Annotated in this window: 22 protein-coding genes and 2 pseudogenes; 7 read left to right on the forward strand and 17 right to left on the reverse strand. The window is 72.7% G+C overall.

From position 1 onward, the window contains the following. The 6 genes and pseudogenes from ACFY3N_RS13830 to ACFY3N_RS13855 form a co-directional block, all read right to left on the reverse strand. A pseudogene (locus tag ACFY3N_RS13830) lies at positions 1-200 on the reverse strand (ABC transporter permease); the annotation flags it as partial. A gap of 98 nt (positions 201-298) precedes the next feature. Further along, positions 299-1,171: a glycosyltransferase family 2 protein gene (locus ACFY3N_RS13835; protein ID WP_390817192.1), complete on the reverse strand. Its 873-nt coding sequence runs from the start codon at positions 1,169-1,171 to the stop codon at positions 299-301. An 8-nt stretch (positions 1,172-1,179) separates the two neighbouring features. Then, complete coding sequence (locus ACFY3N_RS13840) at positions 1,180-1,959, reverse strand: CDP-alcohol phosphatidyltransferase family protein (protein ID WP_390816874.1); 780 nt, start codon at positions 1,957-1,959, stop codon at positions 1,180-1,182. Further along, positions 1,937-2,998, reverse strand: coding sequence for an iron-containing alcohol dehydrogenase family protein (locus tag ACFY3N_RS13845; RefSeq protein WP_390816876.1), 1,062 nt, complete (start codon positions 2,996-2,998; stop codon positions 1,937-1,939). The genes ACFY3N_RS13840 and ACFY3N_RS13845 overlap by 23 nt, the downstream gene beginning before the upstream one ends. Beyond that, positions 2,986-3,738 carry a sugar phosphate nucleotidyltransferase gene (locus tag ACFY3N_RS13850; protein ID WP_390816877.1) on the reverse strand — a complete coding sequence of 251 codons (753 nt, stop codon included), beginning with the start codon at positions 3,736-3,738 and terminating at the stop codon, positions 2,986-2,988. Before ACFY3N_RS13850 ends, ACFY3N_RS13845 begins: the two co-directional genes overlap by 13 nt. Beyond that, positions 3,735-5,555 carry a DUF5941 domain-containing protein gene (locus tag ACFY3N_RS13855; RefSeq protein ID WP_390816878.1) on the reverse strand — a complete coding sequence of 607 codons (1,821 nt, stop codon included), beginning with the start codon at positions 5,553-5,555 and terminating at the stop codon, positions 3,735-3,737. The genes ACFY3N_RS13850 and ACFY3N_RS13855 overlap by 4 nt, the downstream gene beginning before the upstream one ends. A gap of 286 nt (positions 5,556-5,841) precedes the next feature. On the opposite strand from ACFY3N_RS13855, the gene galE reads away from it, so the two are divergent. The 3 genes from galE to idi all read left to right on the forward strand — a co-directional run bounded on the left by galE (position 5,842) and on the right by idi (position 8,648). Beyond that, positions 5,842-6,813 (forward strand): UDP-glucose 4-epimerase GalE, encoded by a 972-nt coding sequence (gene galE, locus ACFY3N_RS13860; protein ID WP_390816879.1) that lies wholly within the window; start codon positions 5,842-5,844, stop codon positions 6,811-6,813. A 144-nt stretch (positions 6,814-6,957) separates the two neighbouring features. Further along, positions 6,958-7,896 carry a cation diffusion facilitator family transporter gene (locus ACFY3N_RS13865; protein ID WP_390816880.1) on the forward strand — a complete coding sequence of 313 codons (939 nt, stop codon included), beginning with the start codon at positions 6,958-6,960 and terminating at the stop codon, positions 7,894-7,896. A 158-nt stretch (positions 7,897-8,054) separates the two neighbouring features. After that, a complete protein-coding gene (idi, locus tag ACFY3N_RS13870) occupies positions 8,055-8,648 on the forward strand; it encodes an isopentenyl-diphosphate Delta-isomerase (RefSeq protein ID WP_390816881.1) in 594 nt (197 codons plus the stop codon). 1 nt (position 8,649) lies between these two features. Here the strand turns inward: idi and ACFY3N_RS13875 are convergent, their stop codons facing one another. Both ACFY3N_RS13875 and ACFY3N_RS13880 read right to left on the reverse strand, forming a co-directional pair. Next, positions 8,650-9,111: an ATP-binding protein gene (locus ACFY3N_RS13875; protein ID WP_390816882.1), complete on the reverse strand. Its 462-nt coding sequence runs from the start codon at positions 9,109-9,111 to the stop codon at positions 8,650-8,652. A gap of 138 nt (positions 9,112-9,249) precedes the next feature. Further along, a complete protein-coding gene (locus tag ACFY3N_RS13880; protein ID WP_390816883.1) occupies positions 9,250-9,912 on the reverse strand; it encodes an HdeD family acid-resistance protein in 663 nt (220 codons plus the stop codon). 102 nt (positions 9,913-10,014) lie between these two features. Here ACFY3N_RS13880 and ACFY3N_RS13885 point away from each other — a divergent pair, with 102 nt between their 5' ends. Further along, positions 10,015-10,764 (forward strand): enoyl-CoA hydratase/isomerase family protein, encoded by a 750-nt coding sequence (locus ACFY3N_RS13885; protein WP_390816884.1) that lies wholly within the window; start codon positions 10,015-10,017, stop codon positions 10,762-10,764. On the opposite strand, the gene ACFY3N_RS13890 is transcribed toward ACFY3N_RS13885, so the two are convergent. Both ACFY3N_RS13890 and ACFY3N_RS13895 read right to left on the reverse strand, forming a co-directional pair. Next, positions 10,757-11,392 (reverse strand): DJ-1/PfpI family protein, encoded by a 636-nt coding sequence (locus tag ACFY3N_RS13890; protein WP_390816885.1) that lies wholly within the window; start codon positions 11,390-11,392, stop codon positions 10,757-10,759. The two genes, ACFY3N_RS13885 and ACFY3N_RS13890, sit on opposite strands and share 8 nt — an antisense overlap. Before the next feature lie 10 nt (positions 11,393-11,402). Further along, complete coding sequence (locus ACFY3N_RS13895; RefSeq protein WP_390816886.1) at positions 11,403-12,365, reverse strand: GlxA family transcriptional regulator; 963 nt, start codon at positions 12,363-12,365, stop codon at positions 11,403-11,405. A 156-nt stretch (positions 12,366-12,521) separates the two neighbouring features. Between ACFY3N_RS13895 and ACFY3N_RS13900 the strand changes: the two genes are divergently transcribed. Together ACFY3N_RS13900 and ACFY3N_RS13905 are read left to right on the forward strand one after the other, a co-directional pair. Beyond that, positions 12,522-12,653 (forward strand): LPFR motif small protein, encoded by a 132-nt coding sequence (locus ACFY3N_RS13900; RefSeq protein WP_390816887.1) that lies wholly within the window; start codon positions 12,522-12,524, stop codon positions 12,651-12,653. 105 nt (positions 12,654-12,758) lie between these two features. Then, a complete protein-coding gene (locus ACFY3N_RS13905; protein ID WP_390816888.1) occupies positions 12,759-15,119 on the forward strand; it encodes a Tex family protein in 2,361 nt (786 codons plus the stop codon). A gap of 165 nt (positions 15,120-15,284) precedes the next feature. Here ACFY3N_RS13905 and ACFY3N_RS13910 read toward each other — a convergent pair whose 3' ends face one another. From ACFY3N_RS13910 to ACFY3N_RS13935, 6 genes and pseudogenes are all read right to left on the reverse strand, one after another. Continuing rightward, the gene (locus ACFY3N_RS13910) at positions 15,285-16,931 is read right to left on the reverse strand and encodes an ABC-F family ATP-binding cassette domain-containing protein (RefSeq protein WP_390816889.1); all 1,647 of its coding nucleotides are present in this window, start codon (positions 16,929-16,931) and stop codon (positions 15,285-15,287) included. 48 nt (positions 16,932-16,979) lie between these two features. Further along, positions 16,980-17,120: pseudogene (locus ACFY3N_RS13915) on the reverse strand (oxidoreductase); the annotation flags it as partial. Positions 17,121-17,284: 164 nt separating this feature from the next. Next, on the reverse strand, positions 17,285-19,006 hold the full coding sequence (locus ACFY3N_RS13920; RefSeq protein WP_390816890.1) for a BCCT family transporter: 1,722 nt from the start codon (positions 19,004-19,006) through the stop codon (positions 17,285-17,287). Positions 19,007-19,146: 140 nt separating this feature from the next. Continuing rightward, positions 19,147-21,099 carry a Xaa-Pro dipeptidyl-peptidase gene (locus tag ACFY3N_RS13925; protein ID WP_390816891.1) on the reverse strand — a complete coding sequence of 651 codons (1,953 nt, stop codon included), beginning with the start codon at positions 21,097-21,099 and terminating at the stop codon, positions 19,147-19,149. A gap of 147 nt (positions 21,100-21,246) precedes the next feature. Then, a complete protein-coding gene (locus ACFY3N_RS13930; protein ID WP_390816892.1) occupies positions 21,247-21,726 on the reverse strand; it encodes a macro domain-containing protein in 480 nt (159 codons plus the stop codon). Between the two features lie 42 nt (positions 21,727-21,768). Continuing rightward, on the reverse strand, positions 21,769-23,235 hold the full coding sequence (locus ACFY3N_RS13935; protein WP_390816893.1) for an amino acid permease: 1,467 nt from the start codon (positions 23,233-23,235) through the stop codon (positions 21,769-21,771). A gap of 217 nt (positions 23,236-23,452) precedes the next feature. Here ACFY3N_RS13935 and ACFY3N_RS13940 point away from each other — a divergent pair, with 217 nt between their 5' ends. Next, a complete protein-coding gene (locus ACFY3N_RS13940) occupies positions 23,453-24,148 on the forward strand; it encodes a MerR family transcriptional regulator (RefSeq protein WP_390816894.1) in 696 nt (231 codons plus the stop codon). Positions 24,149-24,178: 30 nt separating this feature from the next. On the opposite strand, the gene ACFY3N_RS13945 is transcribed toward ACFY3N_RS13940, so the two are convergent. Further along, positions 24,179-26,356 carry a 3-hydroxyacyl-CoA dehydrogenase NAD-binding domain-containing protein gene (locus ACFY3N_RS13945; RefSeq protein ID WP_390816895.1) on the reverse strand — a complete coding sequence of 726 codons (2,178 nt, stop codon included), beginning with the start codon at positions 26,354-26,356 and terminating at the stop codon, positions 24,179-24,181. Positions 26,357-26,384 lie beyond the last annotated feature (28 nt).

A 26,384-nucleotide genomic window follows, 5' to 3' on the forward strand; every position in this document is an offset into this window, starting at 1 on the left:
TGGGCGGTCAGCTTCGCCCGGGAGAAGGCGAGGATGAAGTGCCGCCGGTCCCACAGCTGACGGACGTACTCGACGAGGGACGGCCGGGCACCGCTCACGGACAGTCCGTACTTGGCGGCGAGCCGGTCCGCCGTCAGGCCCTCGTCGGGCGGCACGGACGCGCTCACCGCGACCGTGCCGTCATGCGTTGTCTCACTCACTGGTGGAAAACTTTCGTCCTCGAGATGCGCGGCCCGCGGGGGCCTGGCATGAGCCGGGGAGCCTGGGTACGGCCCCGATGTTCCCGGATACGAGCTTGTCAGATGACGGGGGGCCGGCCCAGTCGGGTCAGCCGCCACACCGTACGCCACCTCATGGGCCGGCGGGGACCGCAGGGGGTGGCCCAGCCCTCCCGGAATCCGCCGAACCACGCCTTCAGCGCGGGGCGCGAGGGCCGGCGCAGGAGGGTGAGGAGCATCCAGACGCCCAGGTAGACCGGGACCAGGGGCGCGGGGAGGTTGCGGCGGGCCAGCCAGACCCGGTTGCGGGCGACCATGCGGTGGTAGACCGCGTGCCGGGAGGGGGCGGTGGTCGGGTGGTACAGCACCATGTCGGACCGGTAGTCGATCATCCAGCCGGCGTCGAGGGCCCGCCAGGCCAGATCGGTCTCCTCATGGGCGTAGAAGAACTCGTCCGGCAGCCCGCCGACCTCGGCGAGGACCTTGGTGCGCACGGCGTTGGCGCCGCCGAGGAAGGTGGTCACGCGGGAGGAGCGCATCGGGTCGGAGGCGCGCAGCCGGGGCACGTGGCGGCGCTGGGTGACCCCGGTCTCCGGGTCGGCGATGCGGAAGCTGATGATGCCGAGCGCCGGGTCGGCGGCGAAGGCCTCGCGGCAGAGTTCGGCGGTGTCGTGGCCGGCGAGCAGGCCGTCGTCGTCGAGGAACAGCAGGATGTCGACGTCGGTGCCGCCGGGGCCGAAGGCCTCGATGCCGACGTTGCGGCCGCCGGGGATGCCGAGGTTCTCCGGCAGTTCGACGGTGCGTACGCCCTCGGGTACCTCGGGGACGGGCGAGCCGTTGCCGACGACGACGACCTGGACCGGGTCGCCGTCCTGCTTGGCGACCGAGTCCAGCAGGGCCCGCAGCTCGTCGGGGCGGTTGCCCATGGTGATGATCACCGCGCCGACCTTCATGCCGGCGCTCACTTCAGCCTGCTGGAGGCGAGGACGGACACCAGGTGCAGCAGGGTCTGCAGCAGGGCGATGCCGGCGAGGACGGCGGTGCCCAGACGGGTGAAGAACAGGTCGCCCCGGGCCGCGTCCGCGATCGCGAGGACCAGGATCAGCAGGGACGCCTCGATGCCGAGGATCAGGCGGTGGAACTTGAAGGCGGCGGCGGCCCGGCGGGCCAGCGCCATGCCGGAGGAGCGCATCTCGGAGGCGGCCTCCTTCACCGGCGGCAGCCCGTTCTGGTGGCGGGCGACGCCGACGAGGTCGGTCTCGGCCTTGATCAGGACCGCGCCGAGGGCGGCCAGGGTGCCGAGGAAGGCCCAGAGCCAGTCGATCCGCCCGGGACCCCACAGGTCGGCGGCGCGCAGGCCGAGGCCGACCAGGACGGCCGCGTCGGTGAGGTAGGCGCCGACCCGGTCGAGGTAGACGCCGCCGAGCGAGTACTGCTTCCGCCAGCGGGCGATCTCGCCGTCGACGCAGTCCAGCAGCAGGTACAGCTGGACGGCGACCACGCCGAGCACGGCCCCCGTGATCCCCGGCACCAGCAGCGCCGGGGCCGCGAGGACGCCGAAGACGGTCATCAGGTACGTGAGCTGGTTGGGCGTGACCCTGGTGTTCACCAGGTAGCGGTCCACCCGCAGGGACACCTCGCGCATGTAGAGGCGCCCCATCCAGTGCTCACCGCTGCGCCGGTCCTTGACCCCCGGGGGGTGCACGACCGGACGGAGTTCAGCTACCGATGGCCTTGACATAGTCGGCGTAGACGTCCTTGATCTGTTCGGTCTTCAGGTCGAGATGTTCGAGGATGGTGAAGCGTCCGGGACGGGTCTCCGGGGCGAACTCGACGGCCCGGACGAATTCGTCCGGCGTGAACCCGATCTCCTCCGGCAGCACCGGGAGCCCGTGCCGGCGCAGTACCTCGGCCATGTGGGCCGATTCCTCGTGGGCGCCGCGCAGGTACATCGCGAAGGCGGCGCCCAGTCCGCACTGCTCCCCGTGGGCGGCGGCCCGCTTGGGGTAGAGCAGGTCGAAGGCGTGATTGATCTCGTGGCAGGCGCCGGAGGAGGGACGGGAGTCGCCCGACACGGACATGGCGATGCCGGTGAGGACCAGCGCCTCGGCCAGCACCTGCAGGAAACCGTCGTCGCCGACCCCGCCCGGGTGGCGCAGCACCGCCTCGCCGGCCTGCCGGGCCATGGCGGCGGCCAGACCGTCGATCTTCTCCCCGTTGACACGGTTCGCCAGTTCCCAGTCGGCGACCGCGGAGACGTTGGAGATGGCGTCGCCGATGCCGGACCGCACGAAACGGACCGGGGCCTCGCGGATGACGTTGAGGTCGATGACGACCGCGATCGGGTTCGGTACGCCGTACGAGCCGCGGCCCGCGTCGTTGTCGAGGGTCGCGACCGGGGAGCAGAGGCCGTCGTGCGCGAGGTTGGTGGCGACGGCGACCAGGGGCAGGCCGACGCGCGCCGCCGCGAACTTGGCGCAGTCGATGATCTTCCCGCCGCCGAGGCCGACGACCGCGTCGTAACGGCCGGTCTTCATGGCGCCCGCCAGCCGGACCGCGTCGTCGATGGTGCCGCCGCCGACCTCGTACCAGTCGGCGCCGGGCAGCGAGGGCGCGATCCGCTCGCGCAGCCGGGCGCCCGAACCGCCGCTGACCGCGATGGCCAGCCGGCCCGACTGCGAGATGCGCTCGTCTGCGAGGACGCAGGCCAGGTCGTCGAGGGCACCCGGGCGGATGTCCACGACGACCGGCGAGGGGATGAGCCGGGTCAGTACTGGCACGCGATCTCCCGTCCGCGGGCGAGGTCGTCGTGGTTGTCGATCTCCACCCACTGGACGTCGCCGATCGGCGCCACGTCGATCCGGAAGCCGCGGTTCACCAGTTCCTGGTAGCCGTGCTCGTAGAACTGCTGCGGGTCGGTCTCCCACACGGTCTTCAGCGCGTCGGCGAGCTCGGCGGCGGCGTCGCCCTCGATGAGGGTGACGCCGATGTACTCACCGGTGGCCTCGGCGGGGTCCATCAGCTTGGTGATCTTCGTCATGCCCTTGGCGGGGTCGACGACGACCTTCATCTCCTCGTCGGCGAGCTGCTTGACCGTGTCGAGGGCGAGGATGATCCGCTTGCCCTCGCCGCGGGCGGCGAGCAGGGTCTTCTCGACGGAGACCGGGTGCACGGTGTCGCCGTTGGCGAGGATCACGCCGTCCTTGAGGGCGTCACGGCCGCACCACAGGGAGTAGGCGTTGTTCCACTCCTCGGCCTTGTCGTTGTCGATGAGGGTGAGCTCGAGGCCGTACTTCGCCTCCAGGGCCGCCTTGCGCTCGTACACGGCCTCCTTGCGGTAGCCGACGATCACCCCGACCTCGGTCAGACCGATCTCGGCGAAGTTGCCGAGGGTGAGGTCCAGGACCGTGGGTTCGCCCTCTATGCCCGCGGGCCCCACCGGCACCAGCGCCTTGGGAAGGCTGTCGGTGTAGGGGCGCAGACGCCGTCCGGCGCCGGCCGCCAGCACGAGGCCGATCATGCGGGTTCTCCTTCATCGTGTACGGCGGGCGCCCCTGCGGACGCCCAGAAGCGGATGCTCTCGACGAGCACCACCAGGGCCACGGCCACGGCGAGGACCGTGAGCGCGACGGTGAACCGGGAGGCGGTGAGCAGTGCCGCCAGGACGGCGACCACCAGGGTGCGGCCCTCGTGGCCCCCGATCACCCGCACCAGCCAGTGCGGGGGCGCGCCCGCGTCGCCGCGGATGCGGTAGACCGTGTCGTAGTGATGGTAGGCGACCGCGGCCACCAGCCCGTAGGCCGCGGGAAGCGCTCCGTTCACGTCCGCCTTCGCCGCCAGGGCCAGGACGGTTCCGTACTCGGCGGCGCGGAAGAAGGGGGGGACGAGCCAGTCGAGGGCGCCCTTGAGGGGGCGGGCGACGGCGAGGGCGGAGGTCAGGACGTAGGCGCAGGCGGCGACGACCGTCCAGGGGCCGCCGAAGCCGGTGAGCACGGCCGTGGCGACGACGGCGAGGCCGCCGAGCAGGCCGACTGCGGGGGCGGTGAAGCCCGGCAGGCGGCGGGCGGGGCTCTTCAGCGGGCCGGTGAGGGCCTGGGCGAGCGGGCCGGAGTCGGCGAGGTCGGCGAGCGCCCGCGCCGCCCGGTCGGTGCGGCGGGCCTTGCGGGTCAGCGAGCGCAGGACGCGGCCCGCGGTGGTGTACATCGCGGCGAAGGCGCAGCCGACGAGCAGGGCGTAGAAGGTGATCCGGGGGGTGGTGACGGCCGTGAGGACGGCGATCATCGCCCAGCGTTCGCCGATGGGCAGGACGATCATGCGGCGCAGCCAGACCGTCCAGCCGACGCTGTCGAGCCGGTCGGAGAGGGCTGCGGTGGGGCTCGTGTTGGCGGTGGCGTCGTGGTTGGCCTCGTTGAAGGAGAAGTCGACCACGTGCCGGCAGGTCTGGAGGACCATCGCGCCGAGGGCGAGGGCCCATACGTCGTCGCCGCCGCGGGCGGCGCCGAGGGCGAGGCCCGCGTAGTAGGCGTACTCCTTGGCGCGGTCGAAGGTGGCGTCGAGCCAGGCGCCGAGGGTGGAGTACTGCAGGGAGTAGCGGGCGAGCTGGCCGTCGGTGCAGTCCAGCACGAAGGAGGCGATGAGCAGCACGCCGGCGGCGACGAAGCCGCCGCGGGTGCCGGTGGCGGCGCAGGCGGCGGCTATGAGCGCGGTGAGCAGGGAGGCGGTGGTGACCTGGTTGGGGGTCAGTCCGCGGCGGGCGCACCAGCGGGCGAGGTAGCGCGAGTACGGGCTGACGAAGTGGGTGGTGAAGAAGCCGTCGCGGGCCTTGACGGCCGACTTCAGGCGCACGGCCTCGTCGTCGACGGCGGCGACGGCCTGCCGGGCCTCGTTGCGGGTCTGGGGGTCGCCGGGGACGGTGGCGACGAGGCTGCCGAGCTCGGGGCGGTGCACGTCGGCGCCGTCGGCGCCGAGGGCCGCGACGACGCGGTCGGCGAGGCTGTCGACCAGGGTGGTGCCGCCGGCCGGCTCCGCGGTGGCCGCGGAGTTCTCGCGGGTCATCGCGCGGCTCAGGGCCTGGCGGCCGGCCGGCTGGGCGGTGACGGCGCCGGGGATCGCGGAGAGCGGGAAGCGCGGGTCGGTGAGGCCGAGGCGCAGCGCGTGCGCGTGGCCCACGAAGCGGGCGTCGACCACGGCGACCCGCTGTCCGGCGGGCACCCCGGCGAGCAGGGCCTGGGCCTCGGCGGCTCCGGAGGCGATCCGTACGTCGAAGCCGAGGGAGCGCAGATCGCCCTCGAGTGACGAACCGGGGACCGGCTGGCCGGTGAGGATGGCGGTCGACAACCGAATCTCACTCCCTGGGTGCCGACGCGTCGACGCCGGTCATGTACACGATGAGGCGCCCGTACGGACCCCCGGGCGGCATGTCGGCAGAGGTTATCGGATGCCCGGAAGTCCGAGTTCACCGCCCGTTCGACGACTGGTCCGGCACGGTTCGCCCGCGCGCCGCTGCCGCGATCATCATCGGTGATGCGGGGCCCGGCCCACAAACCGCCGTACCAGAACGGTCATTTGAGACGAACCCGAACATTGGGGACCATGGAGTCCGCTCGGCATAGGGTGGGCGACCATGACATGGCTGATCACCGGCGGGGCCGGTTACATCGGGGCACACGTGGCGCGGGCCATGACCGGTGCCGGGGAGCGGGTCGTGGCTCTGGACGACCTCTCGGCCGGGGTGCCCGCGCGGCTGCCCGCCGACGTCCCGCTGGTCAGGGGCTCGTCGCTGGACGGCGGGCTGCTGAGGCGGGTGTGCGCGGAGCACGGGGTGACGGGGGTGGTGCACCTCGCCGCGCGCAAGCAGGCCGGCGAGTCCGTGGCGCAGCCGACCCGGTACTACCGGGAGAACGTGGGCGGCCTCGCGACGCTCCTGGACGCCGTCGCCGACGCCGGGATCGAGCGCTTCGTCTTCTCCTCGTCCGCGGCCGTGTACGGCGACCCCGGGGTGGATCTCATCACGGAGGACGCCCCCTGCGTCCCGGTCAACCCCTACGGCGAGACCAAGCTCGCCGGTGAGTGGCTGGTCCGGGCGGCGGGCCGGGCGCACGGCATCGACACGGTGTGCCTGCGCTACTTCAACGTGGCGGGGGCGGCGGCGCCGGAGCTGGCCGACACCGGTGTCTTCAACATCGTGCCGATGGTCTTCGACCGGCTCACCCGCAACGAGGCCCCGCGCGTCTTCGGCGACGACTACCCGACGCCGGACGGCACGTGCGTCCGTGACTACATCCACGTGGCCGATCTGGCGGAGGCGCACCTGGCGGCGGCCCGCGGGCTGGCGCGGGGAGACATCGCGGGAGACCTGACGGTGAACATCGGCCGCGGCGAGGGCGTCTCGGTGCGCGAGCTGATCACGGTCATCGGCGAGGTCACCGGCGACACCCGGGCCCCGCTCGTCGAGGGCCGCCGCCCCGGCGACGCGCCCCGCGCCGTGGCCTCGGCCGCCCGCGCGGCCGAGCGGCTCGGCTGGACCGCCCGGCGCCCGGTGCCGGAGATGATCGAGTCGGCGTGGCGGGGGTGGCTGCTGCACCACGGCGGCTGAGCGGCGGACGGCGCCGGCCACCGTCTGACCTGCGGATCGTTTGCGCAGGTCAGAGCAGATGACAACGGTGTTCAGTGCCGCGTTGCGGATACCCCCTCCCCGTAGTTCACTGTGATCCGGACGGGGCACGGGAAGGGGCCTTTCATGGGGGCTGGGCACGCGCACGGGCACGCGCACGGCGCGCCCGCCGGCGGTACCGCGGGCGCGGCGTACCGCGGCAGGCTGCGGGGGGCACTGGCGATCACCCTCGGTGTCATGGTCGTGGAGATCGTCGGCGGGGTGCTGGCCGACTCGCTGGCGCTGGTGGCGGACGCCGCGCACATGGCGACGGACGCCCTGGGGCTCGGCATGGCCCTGCTGGCCATCCACGTGGCGAACCGCCCGCCGAGCGAGCGCCGCACCTTCGGGCTGGCCCGCGCGGAGATCCTGGCCGCGCTGGCCAACTGTCTGCTGCTGCTCGGCGTCGGCGGCTACGTCCTGTACGAGGCGGTCGAGCGGTTCGTCACCCCGGCCGGCACCGAGGGCGGGCTGACGATGGTGTTCGGCGCGATCGGCCTGGCCGCCAACGCGGTGTCGCTGACGCTGCTGATGCGCGGGCAGAAGGAGAGCCTGAACGTGCGCGGCGCCTTCCTGGAGGTGGCGGCGGACGCTCTCGGCTCGGTCGCGGTGATCCTCGCCGCGCTGGTGATCCTGGTCACCGGCTGGACGGCCGCCGACCCGATCGCCTCCCTGGTGATCGCGGTGATGATCGTGCCCCGGACCTGGAAGCTGCTGCGCGAGACCCTGGACGTGCTGCTGGAGGCGGCGCCCGAGGGCGTCGACATGGGACAGGTACGGGCGCACATCCTGGCCACGGAGGGCGTGGAGGACGTGCACGACCTGCACGCCTGGACCATCACCTCGGGGATGCCGGTGCTCTCCGCGCACGTGGTCGTCAGTTCCGACGTCCTGAACGCCATCGGGCACGAGAAGATGCTGCACGAACTGCAGAACTGCCTGGGCGCCCACTTCGACGTGGAGCACTGCACCTTCCAGCTGGAGCCCGGCGGGCACGCGGAGCACGAGGCGCGCCTCTGCCATTAGGACCGGTCCGGGCGCGCCGCCGCGCGCCGACGCGCCCGGGAACGCAGCCCTCCGCCCCCGCGGGGAGCGTCCCGGGACATGCGGGTGCGTCGGGGAGTGCCGGGAGTGCCGGATTCGTGCGGCAGACTTGGGGCGCGAAGACCGAGTGAAGGATGGGTATGCCGATCACACCTGCCACCGCGACGAACAGCCCGTCGAGCGGCACCGCCGAGCCGATTTTGCTGGAACTGGTCGACGAGGACGGCGTGACGATCGGCACCGCGGAGAAGCTCGCCGCCCATCAGCCGCCGGGGCGGCTGCACCGGGCGTTCTCGGTTTTCCTGTTCGACGAGCGCGGACGGCTGCTGCTGCAGCAGCGGGCGCTGGGCAAGTACCACTCCCCCGGTGTGTGGTCCAACACCTGCTGCGGTCACCCCTACCCCGGTGAGGCGCCGTTCGCGGCGGCGGCCCGGCGGACCTTCGAGGAGCTGGGCGTGTCCCCGTCCCTGCTCGCCGAGGCCGGCACCGTCCGCTACAACCATCCGGACCCGGCCTCGGGCCTGGTGGAGCAGGAGTACAACCACCTCTTCGTCGGCATGGTGCAGTCGCCGCCGCGGCCGGATCCCCAGGAGGTGGCGTCCACGGCGTTCGTGACCCCGGCCGAGCTGGCGGAGCGGCACGCCGGGGACGTCTTCTCGGCGTGGTTCCCGACCGTCCTGGACGCGGCCCGCCCGGCGGTCCGCGAACTGACCGGACCCGCGGCGGGCTGGTGACCTAGCCGATCCGCGAGGGCTTGAGCGGCAGGACGGCCCAGACCACCTTGCCCCCGGTGGCGGTGTGCTCGACGTCGCACACCCCGCCCGCCTCGCGGGTGATCTCCCGCACCAGGAGCAGTCCGCGGCCGCCGGTGCGGCCGTGGTCGGTCTCCAGGGCGGTGGGCCGGTAGGGGTGGTCGTCCTCCACGGAGACCCGGACCCGGTCGGCGCCGACGGCGACCTCGACGGCGAGCGTCGGGGACAGCAGCGCCGCGTGCCGTACGGCGTTGGTGACCAGCTCGGAGACGATCAGCAGCAGTCCCTGTACGACGTCGTCCGCGACCGGCACCCCTTGGCGCAGCAGCAGGTCCCGTACGGCGTGGCGGGCCTGCGGGACCGAGGCGTCGACGGCCGGGGCGGTGAACCGCCAGACACCTTCGTACGGCAGCGGATCGCCGCTCTCACGCTCGATTGTCACCACACGTCGAGTGTTGGTACCGATCGGCTCCGCACCTCGGCCCTGAACAGAAGTCAGCGGATATCGAGCGTTTCCGACCGCCCGTGTGCGACGTGGTCGCTTTCGGGGCCGTTCCGGTCCGCCCGGTGCCGGATCGGCGCACTATTCGGGTGGTACGGGTTTGGCGGCCCGGTGATCGTCGCCGTACCCGTGCGGCCCCTTCCCCGGCGCCCGCGCGGTCTCCTCGCCGGCCAGCCGGCCGGAGACCATGCCGACGATCCGGCGTCCGCCGTAGCCGGTGGCGATCAGGCCGAGCCCGTCGAAGAGCAGGGAGAGGGAGAAGAACGTACCGATGACGTACTTGCTGCTGCTGGGCCAGGTGGCCAGTACCAGGACGCCGAGGAGGAGTCCGAAGGCACCCTGCACCAGCGTCCAGCCGAACTGCGGTCCGCGCACCACCAGGCTGCCGACGAGGCGGAACAACCCGCCGGTGAGGAACAGCAGCGCGGCGAACATGGTGAGCGCCTCGGCCGCCGCCTCCGGTGTCTTCAGGACGACCACGCCGGCCGCGAGGTTCAGGGCCGCGACGACCACGCCGAGCCAGAAGAAGCTGGTGTGCCGCGCCTGGACGGCGTGCAGCAGTCCGACCAGGCCGCCGATGAGCAGCAGCCAGCCGAACAGCACCATCGAGGTCAGGGTGGCGAGGCCGGTGTAGACCAGGCCGACCAGGCCCGCGACGACCAGGATCACGCCGAGTACGGCGAGCCAGCTGAAGCCGCGGCTCAGTTTCGCGGCCTCGCCCTGGGGCTTGGTGGACTTGGCCATGACTGCCTCCTCGCTCCCGTTCCCCCCTCTCCCAGTCTCCGCCGTCCGCCCGCCCCCCGCCGGGTGGAGTCCCGGCCGGCCGGGGCGGATAGCATCCGGCGCATGGAGCCCCAGCTGCTGCACGGCGTCACCGAGCACGTCGCCACGGTCGTCATCCGCAATCCGGCGAAGCGCAACGCCATGACGGCCGGGATGTGGGGTTCCCTGCCACCGCTGCTGGAAACGCTGGCGGCCGACCCGGACGTACGGGTGCTGGTGCTCACGGGTGAGGGCGGGACGTTCTGCGCCGGCGCCGACATCTCCACGCTCCGGGGGTCGCCGCTCCGGGCGCAGCGGCTGGCCGTGGCGGCGGAGGAGGCGCTCGCCGCCTTCCCCAAGCCGACCCTGGCGGTGGTCCGCGGGCACTGCGTGGGCGGCGGGGCGCAGTTGGCGGCCGCCTGCGACCTGCGATTCGCCGAGGAGGGGGCGCGGTTCGGGGTGACCCCGGCGAAGCTCGGCATCGTCTACCCGGCCTCCGCGACCCGGCGGCTGGTCTCCCTGGTCGGCCCGGCCACCGCCAAGTACCTCCTGTTCTCGGGCGAGTTGATAGAGGCCGGGCGGGCGCTGCGCACCGGTCTGGTGGACGAGGTGCTGCCCGAGGGGGAACTGGACGGGCGGGTGGCCGGGTTCACCCGGATCCTGGCGTCCCGCTCGCAGCTGACGCAGGCGGCGGCGAAGGAGTTCGCGAACGGCCGCACCGACCGGGACGCGTACTGGGACGAACGGGCCGGGGAGAGCGGCGACACCGCGGAGGGCGTCACCGCGTTCCTGGAGCGCCGGCCGCCGCGCTTCACCTGGAGCGCGTCTACGTGAGGACGAAGCGGCTCTTCGACCGGAACTCCTCGACGAGGTGCGCGGGCGCCTTGTGCGGGGAGCCGGCGTCGTAGGGCGGCTGCGGGTCGTACTCGGTGAGCAGTTGGACCGCCCGGGCGTGTTCGTCGCCGGCGATCCGGCCGAGCAGGGTGAGCCCCATGTCGATGCCGGAGGAGACGCCGGCCGCGGTGACGTACTTGCCGTCGGTCACCACCCGCTCCCCGGTCGGCTCGGCGCCGTACCGCCCCAGGTGGCCGAGCGCGAGCCAGTGGGAGGTGGCCCGGCGCCCCCGGAGGAGTCCGGCCGCGGCCAGCAGCAGGGAGCCGGTGCACACGGACGTCGTCCAGGTGCTGGTCGCGTCGGCGCCGCGCAGCCACTCCAGCAGGGCCTCGTTCTCCATCTGGGGCGTCTGGCCGGGGCCGCCGGGGACGACCACGATGTCCGGGCGCGGTACCTGCTCCAGGGTCTTGTCGGCGGTGATCGCGAGGGCGCCGGTGTCGGTGCGCACGGGCCCGGTCCGTTCGGCGACGAACACGGTCTCCGCGTCCGGGAGCCGGCCGAGGGTCTCGTAGGGGCCCACCGCGTCGAGGGCGGTGAAGCGGTCGAAGAGGACGATGGCGATCTGCATCGGTGGCCTTTCAGGTGTGGGTGGGTGCGGGCCGGAACCGGCGGCGGTACTCCGCCGGGGACGCCCCGAGGGTCCGGACGAAGGCGCGCCGCATCGCCTCGGGGGTGCCGTAGCCGCTGGCGCGGGAGATCTCCTCGACGCCGCCGCCGGTGTCCTCCAGCAGCCGCCGGGCGTGTTCGAGCCGTACCCGGTCGACGTAGCGGCCCGGCGTCACGCCGGTCTCGGCGTGGAAGGCGCGGGCGAAGTGACGCGGCGAGAGGGCCGCGCGGGCGGCGAGCGTCTCGACGGTCAGATCCGCGTCGGGGTGCTCGGTGATGTGCCGCTGGACCTCGCGCAGCGGCTCGCGCCGCGCGGTCTGGGCGGCGAGCTGGGCGCTGAACTGGGCCTGGTTCCCGGGCCGGCGCAGGAAGACCACCAGGTGCCGGGCCACGGTGAGCGCGACGTCGCGGCCGAGGTCCTCCTCGACCAGGGCGAGCGCGAGGTCGATGCCCGAGGTGACGCCGGCGGAGGTGGCGACCCGGCCGTCCCGGACGTAGATGGGGTCCGGGTCGACCTCGACGGCCGGGTGATCGCGGGCCAGCGTGTCGCAGTGGGCCCAGTGGGTGGTGGCGCGCCGGCCGTCCAGCAGCCCGGCTCCGGCGAGCAGGGCCGCTCCCGTGCAGACGGAGACCAGCCGCTCGGCGCGCGGCCCGTGCCGCCGCAGCCAGTCGGTCAGCCGCGGGTCGGGCCGGCGGGTGCCCCGGCCGCCGGGCACCAGCAGCGTGTGCGGCTCCGGCGCGTCCGCCAGCGCCCCGTCCGGTACGACGGTCAGCCCGCTGGTGGTCCGTACGGGAGCACCGTCCAGGGAGGCGGTGCACAGCCGGTACGTCCCCGGCGTGTGCTTCTCGGCGCCCGCGAAGACCTCCACGGGACCGGTGACATCGAGGCTCTGCACGTCGTCGAAGAGGACGACGAGAACGGTTCGCTGCGCCATGCCGTCGATTCTTGGCGGGTCCCCCCGCGGCCGCAACGACGGGTTCCCCACCTTTCCTGCCGCGCCCGGACCGGGACGGCAGGCATGTCGAAGCGTTGACGAGGTACACGCAGTCAGACCCGGCCGACCGGGCCGGGGAAACGGAAGGAGAACATCGTGCTGCGTGCCGTCGCGGACGTCCTGCGCCAGATCGGCGGGGCCGTCGCCACCGTGGTGACCCTGCCGTTCCGGGCTCTCGCCAGGCTCTTCGGCGGGGCCTCGTCCACCGCCCGGGGCCGCCGCGCCTGACGCCGCCCGGGCGGTCCCCCGGCACGTCGCCGCCCTGCTCCCCGATTGTCGGCGCCGCCTGCCACAATTGCCGCGCAACCTCAGTGGAGAAGGCGGTACGGGAACGTGACGACACCCCTGACAGGGTCCATCGAAGGCAGGATCGCCGAGGAGCTCGGCGTACGGGAGCGGCAGGTCAGGGCTGCGGTGGAGCTGCTCGACGGCGGTTCGACCGTGCCCTTCATCGCCCGCTACCGCAAGGAAGCGACCGAGATGCTCGACGACGCGCAGCTGCGCACGCTCGAGGAGCGGCTGCGCTACCTGCGGGAGCTGGAGGAGCGTCGTACGGCGATCCTGGAGTCGGTGCGCGAGCAGGGCAAGCTCACCGACGAGCTCGAGGCCCGGATCCGGGGCGCGGAGACCAAGGCGCGCCTGGAGGACGTCTACCTGCCGTACAAGCCCAAGCGCCGCACCAAGGCGCAGATCGCGCGCGAGGCGGGCCTGGAGCCGCTGGCGGAGGGGCTGCTCGCCGATCCGGGCGTGGAGCCCCTCGCCGCGGCCGCCGCGTTCGTGGACGCCGACAGGGGCGTCGCCGATCCCCAGGCCGCCCTGGACGGTGCGCGGGCGATCCTCACCGAGCGGTTCTCGGAGGACGCCGACCTGATCGGCGAGCTGCGGGAGCGGATGTGGGTGCGCGGGCGGCTGGCCGCGAAGGTGCGCGAGGGGAAGGAGGAGGCGGGCGCGAAGTTCGCCGACTACTTCGACTTCGCGGAGCCGTTCACCGAGCTGCCCTCGCACCGCGTCCTGGCGATGCTGCGCGGCGAGAAGGAGGAGGTCCTGGACCTGGTCCTGGAGCCCGAGGAGCCGGTGGACGGGCCCTCGTCGTACGAGGGGATCATCGCGCGCCGGTTCGGGATCGCCCCACAGGGGCGTCCGGCCGACACGTGGCTGGGCGACACGGTCCGCTGGGCCTGGCGCACGCGCATCCTGGTGCACCTCGGCATCGACCTGCGGCTGCGGCTGCGCACGGCGGCCGAGGACGAGGCGGTGCGGGTCTTCGCGGCGAACCTGCGCGACCTGCTGCTCGCCGCCCCCGCCGGTACGCGCGCGACGCTCGGCCTCGACCCCGGTTTCCGTACGGGGGTGAAGGTCGCCGTGGTGGACGCGACCGGCAAGGTCGTGGCCACGGACGTGATCCATCCCCATGTCCCGGCGAACCGGTGGGACGAGGCGATCGCGAAGCTGGCGCGGCTGGCGAAGGAGCACGCGGTCGAGCTGATCGCCATCGGCAACGGCACGGCGTCCCGCGAGACCGACCGGCTCGCCGGTGAACTCATCACCCGGCATCCCGAGTTGAATCTGACGAAGGTGATGGTGTCCGAGGCGGGCGCCTCCGTGTACTCGGCCTCCGCCTTCGCCTCCCGGGAACTGCCCGACATGGACGTGTCGCTGCGCGGCGCGGTGTCGATCGCGCGCCGGCTCCAGGACCCGCTCGCCGAGCTGGTGAAGATCGACCCGAAGTCGATCGGGGTCGGCCAGTACCAGCACGACCTGTCCGAGGTGAAGCTGTCGCGTTCGCTGGACGCGGTGGTGGAGGACTGTGTGAACGGCGTGGGTGTGGACGTCAACACCGCGTCGGCGCCGCTGCTCGCGCGGGTCTCCGGCATCACGTCCGGGCTCGCCGAGAACATCGTGGCCCACCGGGACGGCAACGGACCGTTCCGGTCGCGTGGTGAGCTGAAGAAGGTGGCGCGGCTCGGTCCGAAGGCGTACGAGCAGTGTGCGGGCTTCCTGCGGATCCGCGGCGGTGACGACCCGCTGGACGCGTCCAGTGTGCACCCGGAGGCGTATCCGGTGGTGCGGCGGATGGTGAAGTCCTCCGGGGCGGAGGTCGCCGCGCTGATCGGGAACACGGCGGTGCTGCGGTCGCTGAGGCCGGACGACTTCGTGGACGAGACGTTCGGTCTGCCGACCGTGAGCGACATCCTGAAGGAGCTGGAGAAGCCGGGGCGGGACCCGCGGCCGGCGTTCAGGACCGCCGTCTTCAAGGAGGGGGTGGAGAAGATCTCCGACCTGTCCTCCGGGATGGTCCTCGAGGGTGTGGTGACCAACGTGGCCGCTTTCGGCGCCTTCGTCGACGTCGGTGTGCACCAGGACGGCCTGGTGCACGTCTCGGCCATGTCGAAGACGTTCGTCAAGGACCCGCGGGACGTGGTGAAGCCGGGTGACGTCGTCAAGGTGAAGGTGCTGGACGTCGACATCCCGCGCAAGCGGATCTCGCTGACGCTGCGGCTGGACGACGAGGCCGCGCCCCAGGGGGAGCAGCGGGGGCAGCGCGGGGAGCGGCAGGGGGGCCGGCCGCCGAAGCAGCGGCAGCAGCAGGGGCGGTCCGGTTCCGGGGGGAAGGGGCGGTCCGCGGCTGCGCCCGCTCCCGCTCCCGCGAACGGGGCGATGGCCGACGCGTTGCGGCGGGCCGGGCTGGCGTAGGTGCGGCCTGGCCGGGGCCGGGCGGGGGTGGGTGCGCGGGCCGGTGCTTGCCGGGTGCCGCCCGCGCCCACCCGTGCCGCCCTTGGGGGTACCTCCCAGGCCCTTAAGGCACAGGGGGAGGCACGATTGCCCGCGGAGGGGGCGGGCAGGGTTGACTGCCCGCGGTTATGCGGGGGTCTCCGTCACCTTGCCGTCCGTGACCTCCAGGCGTCTGGTCACCTTCACCGCGTCGAGCATGCGGCGGTCGTGGGTGATCAGGAGGAGGGTGCCCTGGTAGGTGTTCAGGGCTGATTCGAGTTGCTCGATGGCCGGCAGGTCCAGGTGGTTGGTCGGCTCGTCGAGGACCAGGAGGTTGACGCCTCTGCCCTGGAGGAGGGCCAGGGCGGCCCGCGTGCGTTCGCCCGGGGAGAGGGTGCCCGCGGGGCGCATGACGTGGTCCGCCTTGAGGCCGAACTTGGCCAGGAGCGTGCGGATGTCGGCCGGTTCCAGGTCCGGTACCGCCGGGCGGAACGCGTCGAGCAGGGCCTGAGGGCCGTGGAACAGCGCGCGGGCCTGGTCGACCTCGCCGAGGAGTACGCCCGAGCCCAGGGCCGCGTGTCCGGCGTCGAGCGGGACCCGGCCCAGCAGGGCGCCGAGGAGCGTGGACTTGCCCGCGCCGTTCGCGCCCGTGACGGCCACCCGGTCCGCCCAGTCGATCTGCAGGGACACCGGGCCGAGCGTGAAGTCGCCGCGCCGGACCTCGGCGTCCCGGAGGGTGGCGACGACCGCGCCCGAGCGGGGGGCCGCCGCGATCTCCATGCGCAGTTCCCACTCCTTGCGCGGCTCCTCGACCACGTCGAGGCGTTCGATCATGCGCTGTGTCTGACGCGCCTTCGCGGCCTGCTTCTCGCTGGCCTCGCTGCGGAACTTGCGGCCGATCTTGTCGTTGTCGTTGCCCGCCCTGCGGCGCGCGTTCTTCACGCCCTTGTCCATCCAGGCGCGCTGCATCTGCGCCCGGTCCTGGAGCGCGGCCTTCTTGTCGGCGTACTCCTCGTACTCGTCGCGGGCGTGCCGGCGGGCCACGTCCCGCTCCTCCAGATAGGCCTCGTAGCCACCGCCGTAGAGGTTGATCCGCCGCTGGGCGAGGTCGAGTTCGAGGACCTTGGTGACCGTGCGGGTGAGGAACTCGCGGTCGTGGCTGACGACGACCGTGCCGGCGCGCAGCCCGGTCACGAAGCGTTCGAGGCGTTCCAGGCCGTCCAGGTCGAGGTCGTTGGTCGGCTCGTCGAGGAGGAAGACGTCGTAGCGGGAGAGGAGGAGGGAGGCGAGTCCGGCGCGGGCCGCCTGGCCTCCGGAGAGCGAGGTCATCGGCTGGTCCGGGCCGACGGCCAGGCCGAGGGAGCCCGCGACCTCCTCGGCGCGCTCGTCGAGGTCGGCGCCGCCCAGGGACAGCCAGCGCTCCAGGCTGGTGGCGTAGGCGTCGTCCGCGCCCGGGGCGCCGTCGACCAGGGCCCGGGTCGCCTCGTCCATCGCCCGCTGGGCCTCGGCGACCCCGGTGCGGCGGGCCAGGAACTCCCGTACGCTCTCGCCGGGCCGGCGCTCCGGTTCCTGCGGGAGGTGCCCGACGGTCGCGGTGGGCGGCGAGAGGCGCAGCTCGCCCTGTTCCGGGGCGGTGAGGCCGGCGAGCAGGCGCAGCAGCGTGGACTTGCCCGCGCCGTTGGCACCGACCAGACCGATCACGTCGCCGGGCGCGACGACGAGGTCGAGGCCGGTGAACAGGGAGCGGTCGCCGTGTCCGGCGGCGAGGTTCTTGGCGACGAGGGTGGCAGTCATCAGACCGCCGATCCTAGTGGCCGCGCGCGGCCGGTCGCGCCCCGGCCGTCACCGTGCCAGCGCCGTCACCCGCACCGTGCCGCCGGTGCGCGCGACGGGGTACGCCTCGCCCTTCACCGCCCTGCCGTCCAGCGGGACGCGGTGGCGGCCGGGTTCGAGTACGCCGTCGAAGAGGTCCCGGGCGAAGGTCGCGTACTCGGCAAAGACGCCGTGAGTGTTCCCGTCGTGGGACGGACCTGAGCACGGCATGACGTGTTCCGCCACGGTCCCGAGGGGAACCGGACGGGACCGCGATGTCCCGGTGACCGGCGGCGCGGGCGTCACGGTGCCCCGGGAGCGGCGGCGAGGAGTCGTCAGTGCGTGTCGATGGGGTCGCCCTCCACGTCCGGGCCGCGGCCCGGGCCCACGCGGAGTTCGAATTCGCCGTCGTATTTCCTGTGGCCCTCGATGACCGCGAGCTCCACCGCCTCGGAGCCCATCTCGCCCCGCACGATGAGCGGGTCGCGGCGCAGGTCGCGCATGAGTGCCACGCACATGAGGAGCATCACGACGACGAACGGGGCCGCCGCGAGGATCGTGAGGTTCTGCAGGCCGGTCAGCGCGTCGCCCTGCCCGCTGCCGACCAGCAGCATGACCGCCGCCACCGCGCCGGTGACCACGCCCCAGAACACCACCACCCGGCGGCTGGGTTCGAGCGCGCCCCGCTGCGAGAGGGTGCCCATCACGATGGAGGCCGCGTCGGCGCCCGAGACGAAGAAGATGCCGACGAGGGTCATCACCAGCAGGCTGGTGACGGTGGCGGCGGGGTACTCCTGCAGCACGGCGAAGAGCCGTCCCTCGGGGGTCGTCTCGTCGCCGAGCCGGTTCTGTTCCTGGAGCCTCATCGCCGAGCCGCCGAAGACCGCGAACCAGACCAGGCTGACCGTGCTGGGCACGAGGATGACTCCGCCGATGAACTGGCGGATGGTCCGGCCCCGGCTGATGCGGGCGATGAACATGCCGACGAAGGGCGTCCAGGAGATCCACCAGGCCCAGTAGAAGACGGTCCAGCTGCCCAGCCAGTCGGCGACGCCCTCGCCCCCGCTGACCTCGGTGCGGCCGGCCAGTTCGGGCAGGTCGCCGAGGTAGGCGAAGACCGAGGTGGGCAGCAGGTCCAGAACGAGGACGGTCGGGCCCGCGACGAACACGAACACGGCGAGGATCAGGGCCAGCACCATGTTGGTGTTGGACAGCCACTGGATGCCCTTCTCCACACCGGAGACCGCGGAGGCCACGAACGCCACGGTCAGCACCGCGATGACGCCGACCAGCAGCCCGGTGCCGACCTTGTCCATCCAGTCGAGCTTCTCCACACCGGAGCCGATCTGCAGCGCGCCGAGGCCGAGCGAGGCCGCGGATCCGAAGACCGTGGCGATGATGGCGAGCACGTCGATGACCCGGCCGCCGACGCCGTCCGCGTTCTTCTCCCCGATGAGCGGGGTGAACACGGCGCTGATGGTCTGCCGGCGGCGCCTGCGGAAGGTGCTGTAGGCGATGGCGAGGCCGACCACCGCGTAGATCGCCCACGGGTGGAGCGTCCAGTGGAAGAGGGTGGTCGCCATGGCCGTCTCCATGCGATCGCCCGAGTCGGCCGGGCCGGTGCCCGGCGGGGGCGTCGTGTAGTGCGCCAGCGGTTCGCTCACGCCCCAGAACATCAGGCCGATGCCCATGCCGGCGCTGAACATCATGGCGATCCACGACACCGTGCGGAACTCCGGTTCCTCGCCCTCGGCGCCCAGGTGGATCCGGCCGTAACGGCCGGCCGCGAGCCAGAGGGCGAAGACGACGAAGCCGGAGGCGGCCAGCATGAACGCCCAGCCGCCGTGGTGCATCAGCCCGCCGAGCATGGTGCCGGACACGTCCTCGAGCGAGTCCGTCGCGACGGCGCCCCACAGCACGAACGCGAGGGTGAGCACGGCCGTGACGCCGAACACCACCCGGTCGGTCCGTGGGCGCCCCCGGCCCGGCAGGCCCGCTTCGGAACCCGGCAGCGGGCCCGCCGTGTCGTCCTTGTCGCTGTGCTGGTTCCGCGTCACGGGTGGCGCCTTTCCTCAGAGCCGTCGGGCGGAGTGCACTCCTCCCGTTACGCCCCTACCACCTTTGGCGCAAAACTCACCTCAGCGGCAGAAAGTACTCACCTCCTCCACCAGGCACTATGCGATGAGGGCGCGTTTCATCAGGCGCCGGGGACGCGGTGGCCGGTGACGTCCGGCCGGCCCACGCCGTCCAGGAAGGTCTCCGGGGCCGTGGTGCGCGGGCCCGCCGTGGCACGGGCGAACTCGGCCGTTCCGCCGACGAACGGCACCCGCGCCGAGGTACGGGCCAGGTCGAGGGTGAGCGTCGGGGTGTCGGCGGGGGGATCGATCAGGCCCCGGTCGGTGCCGGCGACGATCAGTGCCAGGCGGTGGCCCCGGGGGACGACGTGGTCGGTGGCGGCCAGGTCGAGGGTGAGGGTGTACCGCTTGCCGGGGGTGAGGGGCTCGCCCCTTCCGTCGTCGGCGTGGTCGCCGAGGTCGGCCCAGCCGCGGCTGACGATCGTGTGCTCGACGTCGGCGGTCGTGGCGCGGGTCTCCTGGAAGCAGGAGCTGTCGCCCGCGGTGCTCGCGCCCCAGCAGGTCCGCTCGGGGAGGGTGGTGATGCCCTCTCCGTCGGCGGTGTGGTCGCGGACGGTGTCGGGGCCGAGGTCCACGAGTACGGCGGAGAGGTGGGCCGTGGGTGTGCTGGGGGTGGCGGTGACGGTGACCCGGGAGGCGCCGGCCAGGCGCAGGTCGCGGGTGAGCGGGCCGGTGACGAAGCCGGCCTTGTCCGGGGTCGGGGTGCCGACGCGGGCGGCCCAGTCGGTCTCGCCCAGCCGCGGGTCGTCGGTGAAGGTCTCGGTCCCCCCGCCCGTGCGCAGGCCGAGGGTGCCGACGCCGGCCTCGGCGCCCCGTGCGGGGCGCAGGGTCGTGGTGTGCGTGCCGCGCGGCGGCCAGCTCTTCGAGGTCACCCACTGGTCCGGCCGGCGTTCGATGTCGGCCATGGGCTCGCGGTCGATGCCGTTGTCGTAGCCGAGGAGTTCGTGGTCGAACCAGCGGTGCAGGGTGTCGACCCACTCGGCGCGGCGGAAGTCGAAGGGGTCGACGTGGCCGGTCCGGGAGAGCCAGATCTTGCGCTCGACGCCGTTCTTCGCGAGGGCGTCCCACCAGGGGCCGACGTGCTGCATCCGTACGTTGAGGTCCTGCATGCCGTGCACCAGGAAGACGCTGGCCCTCACCTTCTTCGCGGCGCGCACGTAGTCGCGTCCGGTCCACAGCGGGGTCAGGTCGCCGGTGCGCGGGGCGCCCTCGACGAGTTCGCGCTGGACGGCGGCGCAGCCGGCGCGGGCCTCGGGGCTCTCGACGTACTGGGACAGCCAGTCGGGGCCGGAGTCGTGGAGCGGGGCGCCCCGGCTGAAGTAGTAGTCGTACCAGGAGGAGATGGCGGCGATCGGGACGATGGTCTCCAGGCCCTCGACGCCGGTGGCGGCGACGCCGTTGGCGATGGTGCCGTCCCAGCTCTTGCCGATCATCCCGGTGCGGCCGTCGGTCCAGTCGGCCCCGGCCCGTTCGGTGCCGGTGCGGGTGGTGTACGCCGTGCCGCGGCCGTTCAGCCAGTCGACGACGGCCTTCGCGGACTGGACGTCGGAGCGGCCCCCGACGTCCACACAGCCGTCGGACCGGTTGGTTCCGGCCAGGTCGACGCCGACGACGGCGTAGCCGCGCGGTACGAAGTAGTTGTCGTAGAACAGCGGCATCCGTACGACGTCGCCGTTCGCGTCGTAGGTCTTCCTCTGGCTCTCGTTGCCGCGCCCGCAGCAGGAGTAGTAGGGGCTGGCGTCCATGATGACGGGGACCTTTTGGCCCCGCTGTGCGGGTTCGCGGGGCCGGACGATGTCGACGGCGACCCGGTCGGTGCGTCCGTCCCGGTCCTCGTCGAGTCCGGTGTCCACCCAGACGGCCTCGCGGACGGCGTCGTCGTAGGAGTGGACGGGCAGGCTCTCGCGCGGCGGTGCGGCGCCCGCCGCCGCGGGAGTGAGGAGCGTGGCCGTCAGGGCGGCGGTGGCCACCGTCGCGAGCGGTCTCCAGGTCGTGAAGCGCGTGCGTTTCGGCATGCGCGGGACGGTACATGCGTGAACACCGCCGCAGAAGAGGGCGGTTGACGGGTCGTGAGGTGTCCGGTGACCGGATTCGCCCCCTGTGTCCGGTGGTTCACGACGACCGGGTTCCGGGCCCCCGCCGCCCGGAAGCGGCGAGTCCGCTCAGTCCCCGTGGTCGTACACCGTCACCGGTATCCCGCGCTTCACCAGCCGCTCGGTGATCAGCGGCTCGACGCGGGACCAGGTGCCGCCGGCCAGGCCGCAGCCGATGCGGGGCATGTGGACCGAGGCACCGAGGGCGGCCGCACGGCCGGCGAGGCGGTCGAGGGCGGTGTCGATCGCCTCGTAGCGGACGGGGACGCCCTTGCTGCCGGTCCGCACGCCGCGCTGGCCGATCATGTTGGCCACCCAGACGTACCGCTCGACCTGGACCAGCTGGACCGCGCCCAGACCGAAGTCGTTCGCGGCGCGGTCCCGGTGCCAGGCGCGGTAGGCGGCCTCCGGTTCGGGCCAGCGGCGCGACACGGCCAGGACGAAGCCCTTCCCCCACCCTCCGAGGTCGTTGCAGACGTGGGCGACGACCTTGACGCCCTTCACCGACGGAACGGTGGCGTCACCCCGGACGTAAGTGATCTCCGACATGACGCCACCGTAGGCGTTGCCACCGACAGTGGCCGCGGCCCGCTACTCCGCCGGCCGCGAGAGCTCCCGGTCCGCGTTCCGCGCCACCCGGCGGCGGACGCCGTACCAGCCGGCGACCAGCATCACGGCGATCACCGGGACGAGCAGCAGCGTCCTGCGGCCGACCTCCGGGTCGTTCCACATGAGGCCGAGGACGGAGACCAGGAAGGCGATGGTCGTGATCTCGGTGACCGGGCTGCCGGGGAGCCGGAAGGACGGGCGGGCGAGGAGTCCGGCGCGGGCGCGGCGGACGAAGACCAGGTGGCAGATCATGATGATCACCCAGGTGCTGATGATGCCGAGGGAGGCGACGTTCAGCACGATCTCGAAGGCCTGGGCCGGCACGAGGAAGTTCAGGCCGACGCCGAGGACGCACACGCCGCAGGTCAGCAGGATGCCGCCGTAGGGCACCTGACTGCGGTTCATGCGGGCGGTGAACCTCGGGGCGGAGCCCGCCATGGCCATGGAGCGCAGGATGCGGCCGGTGGAGTACAGGCCGGAGTTCAGGGACGACATCGCGGCGGTGAGGACGACGAGGTTCATCACGTCGCCGGCGGCCGGGACACCGATCTTCGAGAGCACCGTGACGAAGGGGCTCTCGCCGGCCGAGTACATCGAGCCGGGGAGCAGGAGGGCGAGCAGGACCACGGAGCCGACGTAGAAGAGGCCGACGCGCCACATGATGGAGTTCACCGCGCGGGGGACGACCTTCTCCGGTTCGGCGGTCTCGCCCGCGGCGACACCGACCAGTTCCAGCGCCGCGTACGCGAAGATCACGCCCTGCATGACGAGGACGACGGGCAGCACGCCGTGCGGGAGGATCCCGCCGTTGTCGGTGATCATGCCCGGGCCGGGGGTGCCGCCGCCCACCTCGTGCCGCGCGACGAGCAGGAAGACGCCGATGAGCATGAAGGCGACGAGGGTGGCGACCTTGACGATCGCGAACCAGAACTCCATCTCGCCGAAGATCTTCACCGAGATCAGGTTCACCGCCAGGACCACGGCGAGGGCGATCAGCGCGAGCACCCACTGCGGGATGTCGGTGAACGCGCTCCAGTAGTGGGTGTAGAGGGCGATCGCGGTGATGTCGGCGATGCCGGTGGTCGACCAGTTCAGGAAGTACATCCAGCCGGCGACGTACGCGCCCTTCTCGCCGAGGAACTCGCGCGCGTACGACACGAAGGAGCCGGACGACGGCCGGTACAGGACCAGCTCGCCCAGGGCGCGGACGACGAAGAAGGCGAAGACGCCGCAGACCAGGTAGGCCAGGGCGAGCGCCGGGCCCGCGTCGTGCAGGCGTCCTCCGGCGCCCAGGAAGAGTCCGGTGCCGATCGCGCCGCCGATGGCGATCATGTTGACGTGGCGGGCCTTGAGGTCCTTGCTGTAGCCGGCGTCGCCCGCGTCCGCGGGCACCGGGGCCGCATCGGTGGGTGCTGCGGCCGTTGCCGTGCTGACGGCGTCCTTGCTCACGGGTGGTTCCACTTCTGGTGCGCTCGGGCGGGTCGCGCCCGGGTGTCCGGATTGCCTCGGCCGGCGCGCTCGGGTCACGGCGCGGACCGCGGGGGCACCCTTCCCTAAGTGCGCCGCTCGTGCGATGGCGCACGTCACACCGCGGGACATCTCACACGTCCGGGCGGGATGACAGCCGAGGTGTCACACCAGTGGTGGGACAGCGATACTGCTGCACATGACGACCGAGACCGAGCAGCCGCTGACGATCGACGAACTGGCGGCCCGGGCCGGTGTCACCGTGCGCACGGTCCGTTTCTACGGCACCAGGGGGCTGCTGCCGCCGCCGGTGATCGGTCCCCGGCGGGTCGGCCACTACGGGCGGGAGCACCTGGCCCGGCTGGAGCTCATCGAGGAGTTGCAGCACCGGGGCATGACGCTGGCGGCGATCGAGCGGTACCTGGGGCAGCTGCCGCCGGATCTGAGCGCCCGGGACCTGGCGATCCAGCGGGCGGTGGTGGCCTCCTGGGCGCCCGAGGCGGTGGAGACGGTGTCGCGCGGGGAGCTGGAGCGCCGGGCGGGGCGGGCGGTGAGCGGGGAGGACCTTCGGCGGCTGACGGCGATGGGCGTCGTCGAGCGGGACGGCGAGGTGTTCCGGGTGGACCCCGGGCTGCTGCGGCTCGGGGTGGAGCTGCTGGACGTGCCGCTGTCCCACGAGACGGTCCTCGCGGCGCGCACCGCGCTCATCGAGCACTCCCGCGCGGCCGCCCGCGAGCTGTCGCGGCTGCTGCGCGACGCGGTCGCGGAGCGGGACGCGCGGGACGCGCGGTCCCTGTCCGCCCGGATGCATCCGCTGGTGGTGCAGGCGCTGCTGACCACCTTCCAGCGGTCGCTGCGGGAGGAGCTGGCCCAGTGGCTCGACGAGGAGGGGTGACGGGGCGCGCCCCGTCACCCCCGCGGCGGGTCAGCGGGCGTCCGTGAAGACCTCTCCCCGCTCCGCCTTCGCCACCAGCAGCGCCGGCGGGGTGAAGCGCTCGCCGTAGCGTTCGGCGAGTTCGCGCGCGCGGGCCACGAATCCGGGCAGGCCGCCCTCGTAGCCGTTGATGTACTGCAGGACCCCGCCGGTCCAGCCGGGGAAGCCGATGCCGAGGATCGAGCCGATGTTGGCGTCGGCGACGGAGGTCAGCACGCCCTCCTCCAGCAGCCGGACGGTGTCCAGCGCCTCGGAGAACAGCATCCGCTCCTGCATGTCCCGGAAGGGGATCCGGTGTCCGGGCCCGGTGAAGTGCTCGCGCAGTCCCGGCCACAGCCGTGTGCGCCTGCCGTCCTCGTCGTACTCGTAGAAGCCGGCGCCGCCGCTGCGGCCGGGGCGGCCGAACTCGTCGACCATGCGGTCGACGACGGCCTCGGCGGGGTGGGCGGTCCAGGTGCCGCCGGCCTCCTCGACGGCCCGCTTCGACTCGCTCCGGATCTTCCGCGGGAGGGTGAGCGTCAGCTCGTCCATGAGGGAGAGCACCTTGGCCGGGTAGCCCGCCTGGGCGGCGGCCTGCTCGACCGACGCGGGCTCGATGCCCTCGCCGACCATGGCGACGCCCTCGTCGAGGAAGTGTCCGATGACGCGCGAGGTGAAGAAGCCGCGCGAGTCGTTGACGACGATCGGGGTCTTGTTGATCTGCCGGACCAGGTCGAAGGCGCGGGCCAGCGCCTCGTCCCCCGTGCGGTCGCCCTTGATGATCTCGACCAGCGGCATCCTGTCGACGGGCGAGAAGAAGTGCAGCCCGATGAAGTCGGCCTGGCGCTCGACGCCCTCGGCGAGGGCGGTGATGGGCAGGGTGGAGGTGTTGGAGCAGAGCAGCGCGTCGGGGGCGACGACGTTCTGGACCTCCTGGAACACCTTGTGCTTGAGGGCGGTGTCCTCGAAGACGGCCTCGATGACCGCGTCGCAGCCGGCGAGGTCGGCGGCCTCGGCGGTGGGCGTGATCCGCGCGAGCAGCGCGTCGGCCTTCTCCTGGCTGGTACGGCCCTTGGCGACGGCCTTGGCGCACAGCTTCTCGGAGTAGCCCCTGCCCTTGACCGCGGCTTCCAGGGTGACGTCCTTGAGGACGACGTCGATGCCCGCGCGGGCGCACGAGTAGGCGATGCCCGCGCCCATCATCCCGGCGCCGAGGACGGCGACCCTGGTGACCTTGCGCGGGGCGATGCCCTTCGGGCGGCTGGCGCCGGAGTTGACGGCCTGGAGGTCGAAGAAGAACGCCTGGATCATGTTCTTCGAGGTCTGTCCGGCGGCCAGCTCGACGAAGTAGCGGGCCTCGATGACCTGGGCGGTCTCGAAGTCGACCTGGGAGCCCTCGACGGCGGCGGCCATGATGTTGCGCGGGGCCGGATAGGGCGCGCCGCCCGTCTGCTTGCGCAGGTTGGCAGGGAAGGCGGGCAGGTTGGCGGCGAACTTCGGGTGGGCGGGGGTGCCGCCGGGGATGCGGTGGCCGGGCCTGTCCCAGGGCTGGGCGGACTCGGGGTGGGCGTCGATGAAGGCGCGGGCCTTGGCGAGCATGTCCTCGCGCGTGTCGGCGATCTCGTCGACCAGGCCGTTCTCCAGGGCGCGGCGCGGGTTGTACTGGGTGCCCTGGAGGAGCACCTTGAGCAGCGCGTCGGTGATGCCGAGCATGCGGACGGTGCGGACGACGCCGCCGCCTCCGGGGAGCAGGCCGAGGGTGACCTCGGGGCAGCCGATCTTGGAGCCGGGGGCGTCGAGGGCGATCCGGTGGTGGCAGGCGAGGGCGAGTTCGTAGCCGCCGCCGAGGGCGGCGCCGTTGATCGCGGCGACGACCGGCTTGCCGAGGGTCTCGATGCGGCGCAGGTGCCGCTTGAGGGCCATGCCGCCGTCGAAGAGGTCCTGCGCCGTTTCGGGGGTGACCCGGATCAGGTCGCGCAGGTCGCCGCCGGCAAAGAAGGTCTTCTTGGCGGAGGTGAGGATGACGCCGCGGATGGAGTCCTTCTCCGCCTCCAGGCGGTCGGTGATCACGGCGAGGGAGTCGCGGAACGCCTGGTTCATGGTGTTCGCGGACTGGTGGGGATCGTCGAGGACGAGGGTGACGACGCCGCTGCGGTCCTGTTCCCAGCGGATGGTGGTGCTCTCGGTCATGAGGAGGTCTCCGTGAGTGAGGTGGCGG

The organism is Streptomyces sp. NPDC000348 (genome assembly GCF_042898795.1).
Lineage (GTDB): Bacteria > Actinomycetota > Actinomycetes > Streptomycetales > Streptomycetaceae > Streptomyces.